Below are 14467 nucleotides of genomic sequence, written 5' to 3' on the forward strand. Positions count from 1 at the left end.
GCGATGTGCGACGATCTGACCAACGCGGATAATGAACAGCTGATCAAGGGCATGAGCCGGCGTGAATTTGGCGCGGCGGCGGGCGCGGCGGGGCTGATGGCGTTGTTGCCGACCCCGGCCAATGCGATGGGCATCCAGTCGACCGATGTGACGTTCAAGACCCCCGACGGGACCGCCGATGGCTATTATGCCGCGCCGAACAAGGGCAGGCACCCGGCGGTGCTGGTGTGGCCCGACGTGATGGGCCTGCGCCCCGCTTTCCGCCAGATGGGCGAGCGGCTGGCGCAATCGGGCTTTGCGGTGCTGACGATCAATCCGTTCTACCGGTCGGTGAAGGGGCGGTTCCTGCAGCCGGGCGAAAGCTATGCGACGCCGAGCGTGCGCGAGAAGATCGGGCCGTGGCGCGCGCTGCTGACCCCCGATGCGGTGGTGCGCGACGCGACTGCGGCGGTGGCCTGGCTCGACGGGCAACGCGCGGTGGACAAGAAGCGCGGGGTCGGCACCACCGGTTACTGCATGGGCGGGCCGTTCACGATGCGCACCGCCGCCGCGCTGCCCGACCGGGTCAAGGCCGGCGGGTCGTTCCATGGCGGGGGCCTGGCCACCGACAAGCCGGACAGCCCCAACCTGCTGGTGCCCAAGATGAAGGCACGGTTCCTGGTCGCGGTCGCGGAAAATGACGACAAGCGCAATCCGGGCGAGAAGGAATTGGTGCGCAAGGCGTTTGCCGATGCCGGGCTGGCGGCGGAGATCGAGGTGTATCCGGCGATGCACGGATGGTGCCCGCCGGACAGCCAGGTCTATGATCAGGTGCAGGCGGAGAAGGCGTGGGCGCGGTTGCTGGAGACGTTCAAGGGGCTGTGAGGCGCGACTGATCCTCCCCCGCCAGGGGGAGGTGTCGCCGGAGGCGGCGGAGGGGGAGGGCCGCTGTGTCCTCTCCTTTTGAGCGGCTACCCTTCCGCCCCCTCCGTCACGCTGCGCGTGCCACCTCCCCCTGGCGGGGGAGGATTACTTTGCGCTTGACCGACGGCTCGAACTCGTTCCTATTTTGTTCTCAATCGACTCGGAGGGATAACGATGGCGATCACGCTCTATACCAACCCGATGTCGCGCGGACGGATCGCGCGCTGGGCACTCGAGGAAGCGGGGGCCGAGTATGACACGGTGGTCATCGATTACGGCCCCCGTTCGCCCGAATTTCTGGCGGTAAACGCGATGGGGAAGGTGCCGACGATCATCCATGACGGCGTGGTGGTGACCGAGTGCGCTGCGATCTGTGCCTATCTGGCCGACGCGTTTCCTGCAGCCAGGCTCGCCCCGCCGGTGGATGCGCGCGGGGCCTATTATCGCTGGTTGTTCTTTGCCGCCGGACCGCTGGAGCAGGCGGTGACGAGCCGGTCGATGGGCTGGGAGGTCGGCGACGATCCGCAGAAGCAGGGGATGGTCGGCTTCGGCAATTACGACCGCACGATCGACGCGCTGGAGGCAGCGGTGCGCGCAGCGGGTGACGGCTGGCTGGCGGCGGATCATTTTACGGCGGCGGATCTCTATGTTGGTGCGCATCTGGGCTGGGGATTGCAGTTTGGGTCGATCCCGAAGCGCGACTCCTTCGCGGCGTTCGTTGAGCGGGTGCAGGCGCGTGAGGCGGCGCAGCGGGCCAATGCGCTGGACGATGCGCTGATGCCGGCACCGGCGGCGGGGTGATCCAATTCCTCCCCCAGCTTGCTGGGGGAGGGGGACCGCCCGCGCAGCGGGTGGTGGAGGGGCTGCCCCGCAGAGGGCAGAGTTTTGCCGAACCGTTTCCGCCCTCTCCGAAGGCGGCCCCTCCGTCAGCGCTGCGCGCTGCCACCTCCCCCAGCAAGCTGGGGGAGGAATTGGTCACCCCACTACCCGCGAACCCAGCTTTGCCGCGAGATATTCGAGATTGGCGATGCGGCGCCACACGGCGCTGTCGTTGATCGCGGATGGGTTGAAGAAGCGGCGCATCGCGGGGAAATCGAGGTCGATCACCCGGCTCATGTAATCGGGGGTGAGCGTGCCGCCATGCTCGTCGCCCATCGCGCCGAGGCGGCGGCGCAGCGCGTAAGTGTGGCGGCGCAGCCAGACCGGGCGGATGCGGGTGAGCCATTCGGTGCGGCGGTGGGCGAGATTGGGCGGGCCGGTAAAGTCGTGGCCATAGGCCGATGGCTGGGCGGCGAGGACCGGGTCGATCGCGTTGAGCAACGCTGCCTCGAACCGCCCGGCATATTTGAGCGGCATGGGCAGCGTCATCGCCTCTGCCACGACGCGATGGTCGAGGAAGGGCATGAGGTATGGGCTGAACCGCGCCTCGAGACTGATCTCGCGCCCGAACAAGGCGCGGCAGCGGATGCGCGGGTAGATTTGCTCGACGCGGTTGCGGGCGAGCTTGCCGGTCGCGTCGGGCGGGGCGAGCGATGCGGCGATCTTGCCCGCGATCGCGTCGATGAAGCCGCGCGGATCGAAGCGGTCGGTGGCGTCGGCGGGAGTGAAGCGCGCGAAGAAGGTCTGCGCGATGTCGTGCGCGGTGAAGCGGCGATCGGGAAGGTAGAAGAAGTTGCGGTAAATCTCACCGCACCCACCCGACACGGCGAGCGCACCATCGGCGTGGCGGGCAAGCTGAGCCGCGCCGTTGGTGCCGTTGTCGAAAATATTGCCGAAGGTCGGCAGCCCGTCGAACTGGTGGAAATTGCGCGCGACCAAATCCGGGAAGGCGTCGGGCGGGACGACGCCGTCTTCCTTGTCGAGCCATTCGATCGGGAAGCCGAGTTCGGCGCCGATGTGCTGGGCGATCACGACATCCTCGTCGCCCGGAACGCCATAGACATAGAGATGTGGGTCGCAGCCCCGCGCGCGCAACGCAGCGAGGACGAGGCGCGAGTCGAGCCCGCCCGACAATGGCGCGCGGACATGGCCGTCCAGCGCATCGACATGCGCGCCGACGATGGCGAGCAGGCGGTCGCGGTGGCGGGCAATGCGGTCGGGCAGCGCGTTGTGACTCGGCGCGGCGGGCAAGGGCTTGGCGATGCTGTGGCGGACGGTGCCGGTCGCGGTCAGTTCGACCACGCTGTTGGGCGACAGGGTCTTGAGCTGTTCGAACACCGTGTCGTCGCCGACCGGCATGACGTTGAACGCGAGTTCATACACGCCCTGCGCGTCGAAGCTCAGGCGCGGGAGCGCGCGCGCGGCGGCGAGGAAGGTCGTGGCGAAGACGCGGTCGCCGGTGTCGTGGAACAGCTGGAACGCGGAGAAATAGTCGCCGAACAGGAAGTTTTGGCCATTGCGGCGGACGAGCGCGACGAACTGTCCGCCGAGCCGGTCCCAGTCGAGCGCCAGCGGGTCCATCGCCAGCAATGCGGCAAGCGCGGCTTCGCCCATCTTGCCGTCCGCCACCAGCGTCCCCGCGATCGCCACAAGGTCGTCGCCGCGCTGGAGCAGGGATGTCGGCCCCGCGATGATGTGCCCGGCGTGGAGCAAGGTCCAGCCGGGGAGGGCAAGCTCGGTGGGCTCGGGAAAGCCCTGTTCGCCCAGCACCGCGCGCGCCTCGCCCAGCGCCGCTTCGGCGAAGCGTGGGTCATCGTTCCGGATAAGAAACAGGCTGGCCATGGTCGCGCTTAGGGCCTCAACTCAAGTGGAACGGGGTCGAGACGGAGCGGATTTTGGCGCAGGGCGAGGAGCGAGGAGGGAGCGATGCAGAGGCATCGTGACCGACGAGTGACGATGCCATGCGCCAAAAGGCGCCCGCCGCTACGCGGTTGCCAAAGCAGGGCCACCGGACGGCGTCGCTTGCTTGCGCGTAGCTCTGCTACGCGACTGCGCTGCGCTCCTGGCCGGTGGCCCTGCTTTGGCAATCTCGATCCCCGTTCCACTTGAGTTGAGACCCTTAACCGATCACGCCGCCGCAGGCGCGGGGGAAACGCGCTTCTTGCCCATCGGACGGATGCCTTCCTCGGCCCGCTTGCGCGCGAGATAGGTGTCGAGGCCGATCTGCGCGCCGACCAGCATATAGACGAACGGGTTGAGCGCGATGCCAACGAACAGCGACCCGAACAGATAGATGATATGCCCATGCTGAAGCGCGGTGGCGAGCGGGGCGATCCACGCCTTGTCCGGGGGTACGTCGCGATAGCGGCGGCGCAGCACCTCCATGCGCAAAATACCGCCCAGATGGATCATCAGCCACAGGATGAAGCCCGGCCAGCCCTGTTCGCCGAGCATCTCGAAAAAGGCCGAGTGATAGGCGCGCGACTTGTCGATTTCGGGCGTGCGCACGACGGTGCGGCTGGCGCCTTCGCCGATAATTTCGATCTTGTCGTACTTGATCTCGTTCTGGCGATAGGCTTCGAAACCGCCGCCCAGCGGGTGGGTCTTGACGTATTCCCAGGTCCATTTCCACACCTCGATCCGGGTCGAGGCGCTGGCGTCGGACTGATAGGTCGAGATGGTCCCCATCCGCTCGGTAAAGCTGGCGGGGAGGAACGGGACCGACGCGACGGCGAGGAAGCCCGCACCCGCGATGTAGAGGATGCGCCGCTTGACGTCGCGCAGCATCAGCACCGCGAGCAGGCCGATGCACAAGAGGCCGGTGCGCGCCTGAGTCCCCACCGGCATCAGCAGGCAGGCGAAGATCAGGGCATAGCCGAACGCCTTCACGCGCCAGTCGGGCGGGAAGATCGTGCCGTATTTGGTGAACCACAGGATCAGCGGGATCAGGCAGATCGACACGGCTGAGATGATGCTGCCTTCGAACAGGCCGCTATTATTGTCGACGATCAGCTTGAGCTGGCCATAGCCGCCGCCGCCCAGCGCAGTCTTGACCCCGCCCGCGATGATGATCGTCGCGACCGAGAGCAGCATGAACAGCAACAGCGCCTCGATCCTCAGGCGTGTGCGCAACGTGAGGGGAAGGAAGATCGCGAAGGCCAGCGCCTTCCACACCCAGTCCCACTTATACACCGCGTCGATCGGGAAATCGGCGTTGATCGTGGTGTAGTAGCACCAGCCGAGCAGAGCGAGCATCAGCCCCTGTCGCGGGGCAACGCGCATGTCGCGCTTGTCGTCCATCGCGGCCCAGGACAGCACCGCGAACCCCACCGCCATCGCCGAAATCGGGAAGGCGTTGAGCAGGAAATAGCTCATCCGCTGGGGCGAAACGATGTCGATATAGACATAGGCGAGCACGAACAGGAACGGCCGACGCAGGCCGAGCGCGAAGATGGCTCCCAGAAATGCGATGAAGGCGAGATCACGCACCGGGGCGTTTCCAGCCGCGCTTGGGCGGAAGCGGCTTGCCATCCGCACTGTCGTCATCGACCGCCGGGCTGTTCACCAGACGCCAGGCGACGACGAGCAACAGCCCGTGGGTCAGCGCGAGAACAAGCGTGTCGATCATCGTGATGCGGGGATAGCCGCTTCCGGTTGACGGGCCGTTAAGTGATCGCGTGGCAAGGACTGGCCATGCGGATCCTGCACGTCCTCGACCATTCGCTGCCGTTGCACAGCGGCTATACCTTTCGCACGCGCGCGATCCTGAAGGCGCAGATGGAGCGCGGCTGGACCGTCGCGGGGGTGACCGGGCCGCGGTACCATACCGGGGATGCGCCGTTCGAGACGCTCGACGGGATCGATTTTCATCGCACGAAGCAGATGCGCCGATTGCCGCCGGTCGTCGGCGAACTGGCGGAGATCGCTTCGTTCGCGCGGCGGATCGGGGAGGTGGTCGAGCGGTTTCGGCCGGACATCCTGCATGCACACTCGCCGGTGATCGATCCGCTGGCGGCGATGCGTGCGGCGAAGCGCTATGGCTTGCCTTTGCTCTACGAGATCCGCGCCTTCTGGGAGGATGCGGCGGTCGGCAACGGGACCGGGACCGAGGGGTCCGCAAAATATCGCGCGATCCGCGGGCTTGAGACCTGGGCGGCGCGGCGCGTGGATGCGGTGGCGGTGATCTGTGAAGGGCTGAAGCGCGACCTGATCGCGCGCGGGATCGATGCGGGCAAGATCATGGTGTCGCCCAATGGCGTCGACCTGCACCTGTTCGGCGATCCGGTACCGCGCGACGCGGCGCTCGCGGCGCAGCTGGGGCTGGAGGGGGCCGACACGATCGGGTTCATCGGCAGCTTCTACGATTATGAGGGGCTGGACGATCTGATCGCGGCGATGCCGGCCTTGCTGGCACAGCGGCCCAAGGCGCGGCTGGTGATGGTCGGCGGCGGACCGATGGAACAGGCACTGCGCGCGCAGGCGGCGGCGTCGAGCGCGGCGCACGCGATCCATTTCGTCGGGCGCGTGCCGCATGAGCAGGTCGAGCGTTATTACTCGCTGATCGATTTGCTGGTCTATCCGCGCAAACATATGCGGCTGACCGATCTGGTGACGCCATTGAAGCCGATCGAGGCGATGGCGCAGCACCGGCTGGTCGCAGCGTCCGATGTCGGCGGGCATCGCGAGCTGATCCGGCATGGAGACACGGGGACATTGTTCCCGCCCGACGATCCGGCGGCGCTGGCGCATGCGGTGGCGGAGGTGTTCGCTGATCGCTCCGGCTGGGACGCGCAAAAAATGCGGGCGCGGCAATGGGTCGAGCGCGAGCGTAACTGGTCGTCAAACATTTCACGCTACGAACCTGTTTACCAAAGATTGATCGACGCCCGATCACGGGAATCCAAATGGTTGCGTACGCCCTCGTTCAACGTCTGACCCCCAATGTGGCGCTTGCGCTTGCCGGTGGTGCAGGCGCGTGCGCGGTGCTGGCGAGCCTGGTGCTGCCCGGCGCGCTGCTTGAGGACATGGTGCTCGCCAGCGGGATTGCGGCGTTCGTACCAGCGGCTGAGCCGCCGCTGGGGACGACGGCGCGGCTGTGCATTGGACTGTTCACGGGCGGACTGATCGCGCTGATCGCGTGGATGGGGCTGTCGGCGCTGATCGCATGGCTCGATTCGCGCGCACCTGACGCGGCGGGTGAGGCGCGCCCGACCGTGCGTCGCGCCGATGCGCATCCCGACGCGCGCCCGCGGGTGCCGTTGCGGGCCAGCGACCTCGACATGCCCGCACTCGATCCGGTCCCGGCGGTGGAGCCGGAGGTCAGCGTGGCCGATATTCTCGACCTGTCCGATGCGGCGCTGCCTGAAGAGCCGGTGATCGCGATGGGGCCGCCGTCCGAGGGGCGGCCGATCCATGCGCCGCTGCCTGAAGTGCAGGAGCTGCCCGCCGATTTCGATCAGCCACTCGCGGCGTTCGATCCCTATGCCATTCCCGCGGTGCCGATGGCGCCCCCGCCCCCGGTGCGCCCGCTGCGCCGCCGTGCCGCGCGTGCGCCGATCTTTGACGATGGTGAGCGGTTCGAGACGTTCGAGCTGACCCCGCCGGTGCGGCCGACGCCGGAGCCTGTGGTTGCGCCCGAGCCGGAAGTGGCAGCGCCGATCACCGCCCCGCAGACCGAGGCGAGCGTGCAGGCGTTGCTCGACCGGCTTGAGCGTGGGCTGACCAAGTTCGCACCACCCCCGCCAGAGCCGGCTCCCGATCCCAAGCGCAAGCTTGAGGACACGCTGTCCGAACTGCGCCGGATGGCGATGCGGGCATAGGTTTTGCTACCCCTCCCTGAAAGGGAGGGGAAGTGAAGTCACCGCTCCTCCACCGTCAGCACACCGATCTTGAGCTCTACGCGGTCGCCGACGCGGGTGCGCGATTCGACGGTCAGGTCCGCGACCAGATGGCCGCGCAGCGCAAACTCCGCCTCGGGCAGGTCGGCGATCCAGGCGTCCAGCGCCGGGGAAGGGGTAGCGGTCAGGAGCAGATCGTGGCGCGCGCCGGTGAAGGTCGCGCTGGCCCAGCGGGTCCAGCCCGCCGAGACGATCGACAGATCGATGCCGCGTTGTGCGGCATGGCGGGGCAAAGCGCGTTCGAGTAGCACGCCGGCATCGGGACCGCAGCTCATCGGCCTGCCTCCGGCGTCGGCGCGGGGCGCGCGAGTTGCGCCTCGATCCGCGCGCACAGCTCCGGGCCGGGGTCGCGGCCCTTGCGCAAATCGTCCACCAGCCGCGGATCGTTGACCGCCAGCCGCCCGAATTTGGTGCGCGGCATGCCGGTTTGCCGCAGATACCGCTCGATCCTTCCCAAAATTGCCATTGCCCTTCCTCGACTCGCGGGGCCGCTCCCCGACTCATATGTTCTTTAGATGTTCTCATTTCCAACTTGTCTAGGAAAAATCCTGCGACTATGGATGAAGCATGGAATCGGATGAGCAGCGGCGCGCATTGGCGCAGGCGGCGGCGGCGCGGGGGGCGTCGCTGGCGGAGCTGTCGCGGCTGATCGGGCGCAACGCGGCGTATCTCCAGCAGTTCGTGACGCGCGGCAGCCCGCGGGTTCTGGCTGAGGGCGATCGGCGGCGGCTGGCGCGCTATCTGGGCTTGAGCGACGCGGCGCTGGGCGGGCCGCTGGTCGAGGGATTGGTGGCAGTGGCGCGGGTCGATGCCGGGGCGGCGGCGGGGCGCGGCCGGGTGGTCGAGAGCGAGCGGACAAGCCCGCTGCTGCTCGACCCGGCATTATTGCGGCGGCTGGGGGTGCGCGCGGACATGGCGTCGACGATCCGGGTGGAGGGCGCGTCGATGGAGCCGACCCTATGCGATGGCGACGAGATCCTGGTCGATGGTGCGCGGCGGGTGCCGGGGCCGCGCGCGGCGATCCATGTGTTCCGCCGCGACGGATTGCTGGCGGTCAAGCGGCTGCGCGTGATGGGCAGCGAGATCGAGCTGGCGAGCGACAATCCCGATTACGGGCGCGAGATCGTGCCCGCCCGCGCGATCGAGATCGTCGGCCGCGTGGTGTGGATGCATCGCGCACTGGTGTAAGCGCGCGGGTTCAGTCGTTTTCCCAGCGAAAGCGATAGAAGAGGCGGCTCTTGATCGGCTTGCCGTCCTTATCCTTGGCGGCGGAGAATTTGCCGCGCTGCTGGATCATCAGACAGGTCTGGGCATCGATCGTGGCCACGCCGCTGTCCTGTTCGACCACGCAGTCCTTGATCGCGCCCGTTTCGTCGATCAGCAGCGAAACGCTGGTTGCCCCTTCGCGCCCTTCGCGCATGGCCTGATCGGGATAATCGGCCGGCTTGACGAGTCGCACGGGCGAGACAAGCGCGATAGGCCGGGTGACGATCCGTGCCTTCCCCGCTTCGTCCGCGTTCCACTCGGCGCGCAGGTCTTCGTTGCACTGGTTCATCGCGGTGATCGCCGCCGGGAAGCCCTGGGTCGAGACGGCCAGATTCAGCCCACGGCCCTTGATCGCCAGCATCGCGCCGCTGGCGACGCGGTCGAAATCGGCGCGCGGAATGTTGATCCAGAAGATCTCGGCGCCCGAGCCTTTTGGGGTGAACGCGAGCGCGGTGGTCTTCACGTCGCCGACCGTCACGTCGAAATGCGCTGGGCTTTGATATGGCCCCTTGCGCGAGATCATCAGGCGGATGACGTCGCCGTTGATCGACGGTTTCAACCCGACGGTGACCGGCTTGCTCGCATCGCCATAGTTGCGCAGCGCGATGCAGTTGGTGTCGCCCCAGTCGACCGTCCATTTGCCGATGGCGGGGAGCGCGGGGCTTTGGGCGGGTGCGGCAGCGCCGGCTGCAGCGGCAAGCATCAGTAAATCGAGCATTTTTACAGCGTTGCACGCCGTGCCGGCGCCCGCAAGTCTCAGCGGCTGGCGCGCACCCGGTCGATCAGTGCGACGATGATGAGCAGCGCGATGCCGATGCCGAGCCCGGCGAGGAAGCCGATCGAGGGCTGGCCCTGACGCACCCCGACGACGGTGCCGACGACCAGCGACAAAGCGAGGAGCGCGCCGCCGGCAATCGGGGCGGGTTTGGAGGAGCGGTTCATGCGCCCGCCATGCCACGTCCCGTGCCGGGACGCCACTGTCCCGTCGCGGCACGCGTGGCACGCGCAAAACCCCTATGGTTTCCAGCAATTTACCCTCGCATCCCGCGGTGCGGTGCGATTCCGCGCAAGCTGGCACGCGCGGTGCGTGCAGGCGCGCGAGACTGTGCAAGGATTATCGATGTCGCCCATCCCCTATCTCGCCGACCGTGCCCATGTGTTCGACGCTGCGGACCTGATCCGCGCTTTCGGCGCCGATGCGGGGCTGGAGGCGGCGGCGCGCGCGGACAAGTTCCGCGACCTGGGCAACCACATCAATTTCTGCCGCTGGCGCCAGATCGAGCGGTTGATCGTGCTGATGAGCGTCAACCGCGCCGTGGGCACGGTCCATTGAGATAATGGTCGCCAACATGGCGAGGTGACGCAACCCGGTCGTTCCAGTCGCGTTATGTGCGGATGGGGGCCAGATGACGTTACCGCAAATCCTGTCGATTGCCGTGCTCGTGGGCATGATGGCGCTCTTCCTGTGGGGGCGCTTTCGCTATGATGTGGTCGCGGTCATGGCGCTGCTGGCGGCAGTGGCGGCAGGCATTGTCGCGCCGGAGAATGCGTTTTCGGGCTTTTCCGACGACATCGTGATCATCGTCGGGTCGGCGCTGGTGCTGTCGGGCGCGGTGCAGCGGTCGGGCGTGATCGAGCAGCTGATGCGCCTGTTGCAGAAACGGGTGACGCGGGTGCGCTCGCAATTGCTGTTGCTGTCCGCCAGCGTTGGCTTCGGTTCGGCACTGGTCAAGAATATCGGCGCGCTGGCGATGATGATGCCGGCCGCGTTCCAGATGGCGAAGAAATCGAACAGCTCGCCCAGCGTGTTCCTGATGCCGATGGCGTTTGCCTCGCTGCTCGGCGGGCTGATCACGCTGATCGGCACCTCGCCCAACATCATCGTCAGCCGCGTGCGCGAGGAGATGACCGGGCAGCCGTTCGGCATGTTCGATTACGCGCCGGTCGGACTGGGGCTGACGCTGGTCGGGCTGATCTTCCTGCGCTTCGGCTATCGCCTGTTGCCGGCGGACCGCCGCGCCGCGCCGACGATGGGCGAAGCGCTCGACATCCATGACTATGCGACCGAGGCCAAGATCGTCGAGCAATCGGCGGCGAAGGACGAGCGGGTGGCCGATTTCCTGGAGCGGCACGACCATGAGGTCGCGATCACCATGTTCCTGCGCAACGGCGTGCGCGCGACGCCGTGGCCCGATATGCTGCTGCGCGAGGGCGATATCCTGATCCTGGGCGGCACGCCGGACAGCCTGGAGCGGGCGATTGCGCGCGACCGGCTCGATTTCGTCGGCACCAGCGAAGCGCCCGAATCGGGCGAGGGCGATGAGATCGGGGTGATCGAGGCGGTGGTTGGGCCCGGATCCCCGCTGGTCGGCGGGACTGCGGGATCGCTGATGCTGCGCCAGCGCTATGGCATCAACCTGATCGCGGTATCGCGGCGGGGGGAGCGGATCGTGCGGCGCATGCCGAACGTAGTGTTCCGCGCGGGCGATGTAGTCGTGCTGCAGGGGCCGTTGGGCGCGCTTCCGGGGACATTGAACGAGCTGGGCGCGCTGCCGCTGGCCGAGCGCGAGCTGCGGCTGGGCAGCGTGCGCAAGGGGCTATTGCCGATTGCGGTGTTGGCGGTGGCGATGGCGGCGACCGCGACGGGCGCGGTGCCTGTGACGATCGCCTTCTTCGCGGCGGCGGCGGCGGTGGTCCTGCTCGGCGCGCTCCCGCTGCGCGAAGCCTATGACCATGTGGAGTGGCCGATCCTGATCATGCTCGGCGCGCTGATCCCGGTCAGTGACACGCTGCGCAGTACCGGTGTGACGGAGATCATCGGCACCTGGCTGTCGGCGACAGCGTCGGGCCTGCCGCCCTGGGGTGCCGTGGCGCTGATCATGGCGGCGGCGATGGCGGTGACGCCGTTCCTCAACAATGCTGCGACGGTGCTGGTGATGGCGCCGATCGCCGCGACATTCGCGGGCGATCTGGGATTGCGGCCCGAGGCGTTCTTGATGGCGACGGCGGTTGGCGCGGGGTGCGATTTCCTGACGCCGATCGGGCACCAGTGCAACACGCTGGTTATGGGGCCGGGCGGGTACCGGTTCAGCGACTATGCCCGGCTGGGGGCGCCGCTGTCGCTAATCGTGCTGGTGGTGGGCACGCCGCTGATCCTGTGGGTCTGGCCGGTCGCCTAGTTGCGCAGGCCGCGAGGCGTTCCTAGCTGTCCATTGAACCAACAAGAGGAGAGATCATGCGTACCCCCGAAGCCGTTGCCGGAATGCTGTGCCCCGTGTGCAAGGTGGGCCTCCATATGAGCGACCGGCAGGGGATCGAGATCGATTACTGCCCGCAATGCCGCGGCATTTGGCTCGATCGCGGCGAGCTCGACAAGATCATCGAGCGTAGCGGCGCCGGTGAGGCACCCGCCGCTCCGCAGGCTCCGCAGCCCCCGATGCCGCCCCAGCCGCCGATGCCGCCACAGGGTAGCCCGTGGCCACAGCCGGGCGGCGGTTATCCGCAGCAGCAAGGCTATGGCGGCGGTTACGGCCATCAGGGCCACGACCCGCGCTACTACAAGCAGAAGCGCAAGAAGAGCTTTCTGGAAGAGCTGTTCGACTGATTAAATCCTCCCCGGAACGGGGAGGTGGCAGCGCGCAGCGCTGACGGAGGGGGCCCTCCTCGAAGCAATGCCCTTGCCTCGGGCCCCCTCCACCATCCTTCGGATGGTCCCCCTCCCCGTTCCGGGGAGGAGCTTTTAGTCACGCCAGCGCGCCGACCATTGCCTTCACTTCCATGAACTCCGCCAGCCCGTATTTGCCGTGCTCGCGGCCATTGCCGCTCTGCTTGTAGCCGCCGAAGGGGAGGTCGGGGTTGGGCTGGCCGCCATTGATATAGACCATGCCGGCGCGCAGGCGCGGTGCGACGCGCTTGACCGCTTCGGGGCTGCCGAACACCACCGCCGACAGGCCGTAATCGGTGTCGTTGGCGATGCGGACGGCGTCGTCCTCGCTGTCATAGGGGATAATCGTGACGACCGGGCCAAAGATCTCCTCGCGCGCGATCGTCATGTCGTTGCGCACGCCGGAGAAGAGGGTGGGCTTGACGAAATAGCCGGTGTCGATGCCGTCGGGACGGCCGGGGCCGCCGGTTTCCAGCGTCGCGCCTTCCTCCATCCCCTTGCGGATCAGTCCCTGAATCTTTTCCCACTGGGTCTTGTTGACGACCGGGCCGATATGGCGGCCCTCTTCGGACGGGTTGCCGCAGGTCGTCGCCTTCATCACATCGGCGGCGGCAGCGGCGGCTTCCTTCTCCAGCGCGGCGGGGACGAGCAGGCGGGCGGGGGCGATGCAGCTCTGGCCCGAATTGAGCAGGACGCTGAACAACGTGCCCTTCACCGCAGCCGCGACATCCGCGCCCTCCAGCATCAGCGAGGGCGACTTGCCGCCCAGTTCCTGATGCACGCGCTTGACCGTGTCGGCGGCATTCTTGGCGACCGCGATGCCGGCGCGGGTCGATCCGGTGAAGCTCACCATGTCGACGTCCTTGTGGCGCGACAGCGCGGTGCCGACGCCGGGGCCATCACCATTGACGAGGTTGAACACGCCGGCGGGCACGCCTGCCGCGTCCATCACCTCGGCAAAGATCGCGGCGCAGCTCGGCGCTTCCTCGCTGGGTTTGAGGATCATGGTGCAGCCTGCGGCGAGCGCTGGGGCGACCTTCGACACGATCTGGTTGAGCGGCCAGTTCCACGGCGTGATCATTGCGACGACGCCGATCGGTTCGTGGACGACCAGGCTGTTGCCGACCGCTTCCTCGAACGCGAACTCCTTGAGTGCGCGGGCGGCGGACATCAGGTGGCCGATGCCGGATCCGACCTGCGCGGTCTTGGCAAGGCTGAGCGGCGCGCCCATCTCGGCGCTGATCGCCTGCGCCATGTCGTCCATGCGCGCCTTGTATTCGGCGATGACGCGTTCGATCAGCGCAAGGCGATCCTCGACGCTGGTGCGGCTGAAGCTTTCGAACGCGGCCTTGGCGGCGGCGACGGCCTTGTCGACATCGGCCTGCGACCCCAGAGTGATTTCGGTGGTGGCAGCTTCGGTTGCGGGATCGATCACTTCATGGCGCGTGCCGCCCTCGCTTTCGACCCATTGGCCGCCGATATAGTGCTTGAGATAGCTGCGCATCCTGGTCTCCGAAAAATTTGAGGTTCGGGTATGGAGGCTTATGTGGCGAGCGGGGGCATTGGTTGCAACCTGAAACTGGAGATGAGGCGATGGTGCGGCAGGCAGCGATCCGGACGACCGGCGGGCCGGAGGTGATCGAATGGGTCGCGGTCGATCTGCCCCCGCCCGGACCCGGCGAGGTGCGCGTGCGGCATGAAGCGGTCGGGCTGAACTTCATTGACACCTATCAGGCCGTTGACGTAGTCGCCTTTTCGGCGGCGGGGCTCAATGTTCGCCAGCAGAGGCGGCGATGAGCAGGATGCCTGCTTGGCCTGCCGCCTGGCCGATGAAGGCAAAGAGCAGCGTGTTCTCGGT

General features: G+C 67.2%; 16 protein-coding genes and 1 pseudogene. 9 read left to right on the forward strand and 8 right to left on the reverse strand.

Going from position 1 to position 14467, the window contains the following annotated elements; all coding sequences use genetic code 11:
- Window positions 1–3: 3 nt before the first annotated feature.
- Both KYX69_RS19270 and KYX69_RS19275 read left to right on the forward strand, forming a co-directional pair.
- On the forward strand, window positions 4–864 hold the full coding sequence (locus tag KYX69_RS19270) for a dienelactone hydrolase family protein (protein ID WP_300500403.1): 861 nt from the start codon (window positions 4–6) through the stop codon (window positions 862–864).
- 213 nt (window positions 865–1077) lie between these two features.
- On the forward strand, window positions 1078–1704 hold the full coding sequence (locus KYX69_RS19275; RefSeq protein WP_300500406.1) for a glutathione S-transferase family protein: 627 nt from the start codon (window positions 1078–1080) through the stop codon (window positions 1702–1704).
- A gap of 174 nt (window positions 1705–1878) precedes the next feature.
- On the opposite strand, the gene KYX69_RS19280 is transcribed toward KYX69_RS19275, so the two are convergent.
- From KYX69_RS19280 to KYX69_RS19290, 3 genes are all read right to left on the reverse strand, one after another.
- On the reverse strand, window positions 1879–3624 hold the full coding sequence (locus KYX69_RS19280) for an asparagine synthase C-terminal domain-containing protein (RefSeq protein ID WP_300500408.1): 1746 nt from the start codon (window positions 3622–3624) through the stop codon (window positions 1879–1881).
- A 285-nt stretch (window positions 3625–3909) separates the two neighbouring features.
- Window positions 3910–5271, reverse strand: a complete 1362-nt coding sequence (locus tag KYX69_RS19285; RefSeq protein WP_300500411.1) for a DUF5935 domain-containing protein — start codon at window positions 5269–5271, stop codon at window positions 3910–3912.
- A complete protein-coding gene (locus KYX69_RS19290) occupies window positions 5264–5410 on the reverse strand; it encodes a hypothetical protein (RefSeq protein WP_300500414.1) in 147 nt (48 codons plus the stop codon). Before KYX69_RS19290 ends, KYX69_RS19285 begins: the two co-directional genes overlap by 8 nt.
- 65 nt (window positions 5411–5475) lie before the next feature.
- On the opposite strand from KYX69_RS19290, the gene KYX69_RS19295 reads away from it, so the two are divergent.
- Window positions 5476–6717: a TIGR04063 family PEP-CTERM/XrtA system glycosyltransferase gene (locus KYX69_RS19295; protein ID WP_300500416.1), complete on the forward strand. Its 1242-nt coding sequence runs from the start codon at window positions 5476–5478 to the stop codon at window positions 6715–6717.
- Between the two features lie 8 nt (window positions 6718–6725).
- Window positions 6726–7601, forward strand: a complete 876-nt coding sequence (locus KYX69_RS19300; protein WP_300500419.1) for a hypothetical protein — start codon at window positions 6726–6728, stop codon at window positions 7599–7601.
- A gap of 38 nt (window positions 7602–7639) precedes the next feature.
- Here the strand turns inward: KYX69_RS19300 and KYX69_RS19305 are convergent, their stop codons facing one another.
- On the reverse strand, window positions 7640–7954 hold the full coding sequence (locus KYX69_RS19305; RefSeq protein WP_300500422.1) for a hypothetical protein: 315 nt from the start codon (window positions 7952–7954) through the stop codon (window positions 7640–7642).
- Window positions 7951–8145 carry a hypothetical protein gene (locus KYX69_RS19310; RefSeq protein ID WP_300500425.1) on the reverse strand — a complete coding sequence of 65 codons (195 nt, stop codon included), beginning with the start codon at window positions 8143–8145 and terminating at the stop codon, window positions 7951–7953. Before KYX69_RS19310 ends, KYX69_RS19305 begins: the two co-directional genes overlap by 4 nt.
- 101 nt (window positions 8146–8246) lie before the next feature.
- On the opposite strand from KYX69_RS19310, the gene KYX69_RS19315 reads away from it, so the two are divergent.
- Window positions 8247–8867, forward strand: a complete 621-nt coding sequence (locus KYX69_RS19315; protein WP_300500428.1) for a S24 family peptidase — start codon at window positions 8247–8249, stop codon at window positions 8865–8867.
- Window positions 8868–8877: 10 nt separating this feature from the next.
- Here the strand turns inward: KYX69_RS19315 and KYX69_RS19320 are convergent, their stop codons facing one another.
- Window positions 8878–9663 carry an energy transducer TonB gene (locus KYX69_RS19320; RefSeq protein WP_300500431.1) on the reverse strand — a complete coding sequence of 262 codons (786 nt, stop codon included), beginning with the start codon at window positions 9661–9663 and terminating at the stop codon, window positions 8878–8880.
- A 38-nt stretch (window positions 9664–9701) separates the two neighbouring features.
- Window positions 9702–9887 carry a hypothetical protein gene (locus KYX69_RS19325; RefSeq protein ID WP_300500434.1) on the reverse strand — a complete coding sequence of 62 codons (186 nt, stop codon included), beginning with the start codon at window positions 9885–9887 and terminating at the stop codon, window positions 9702–9704.
- Window positions 9888–10065: 178 nt separating this feature from the next.
- Between KYX69_RS19325 and KYX69_RS19330 the strand changes: the two genes are divergently transcribed.
- From KYX69_RS19330 to KYX69_RS19340, 3 genes are all read left to right on the forward strand, one after another.
- Complete coding sequence (locus KYX69_RS19330) at window positions 10066–10278, forward strand: hypothetical protein (RefSeq protein WP_300500436.1); 213 nt, start codon at window positions 10066–10068, stop codon at window positions 10276–10278.
- 73 nt (window positions 10279–10351) lie between these two features.
- Window positions 10352–12124: an SLC13 family permease gene (locus KYX69_RS19335; protein ID WP_300500439.1), complete on the forward strand. Its 1773-nt coding sequence runs from the start codon at window positions 10352–10354 to the stop codon at window positions 12122–12124.
- 56 nt (window positions 12125–12180) lie between these two features.
- A complete protein-coding gene (locus tag KYX69_RS19340; RefSeq protein ID WP_300500442.1) occupies window positions 12181–12549 on the forward strand; it encodes a zf-TFIIB domain-containing protein in 369 nt (122 codons plus the stop codon).
- A 139-nt stretch (window positions 12550–12688) separates the two neighbouring features.
- Here KYX69_RS19340 and KYX69_RS19345 read toward each other — a convergent pair whose 3' ends face one another.
- A complete protein-coding gene (locus KYX69_RS19345; RefSeq protein WP_300500445.1) occupies window positions 12689–14113 on the reverse strand; it encodes an aldehyde dehydrogenase family protein in 1425 nt (474 codons plus the stop codon).
- Window positions 14114–14202: 89 nt separating this feature from the next.
- Here KYX69_RS19345 and KYX69_RS19350 point away from each other — a divergent pair.
- A pseudogene (locus tag KYX69_RS19350) lies at window positions 14203–14340 on the forward strand (quinone oxidoreductase); the annotation flags it as partial.
- Window positions 14341–14467 lie beyond the last annotated feature (127 nt).

Source organism: Sphingomonas sp., assembly GCF_030145815.1.
Taxonomy (GTDB): Bacteria; Pseudomonadota; Alphaproteobacteria; order Sphingomonadales; family Sphingomonadaceae; genus Sphingomonas.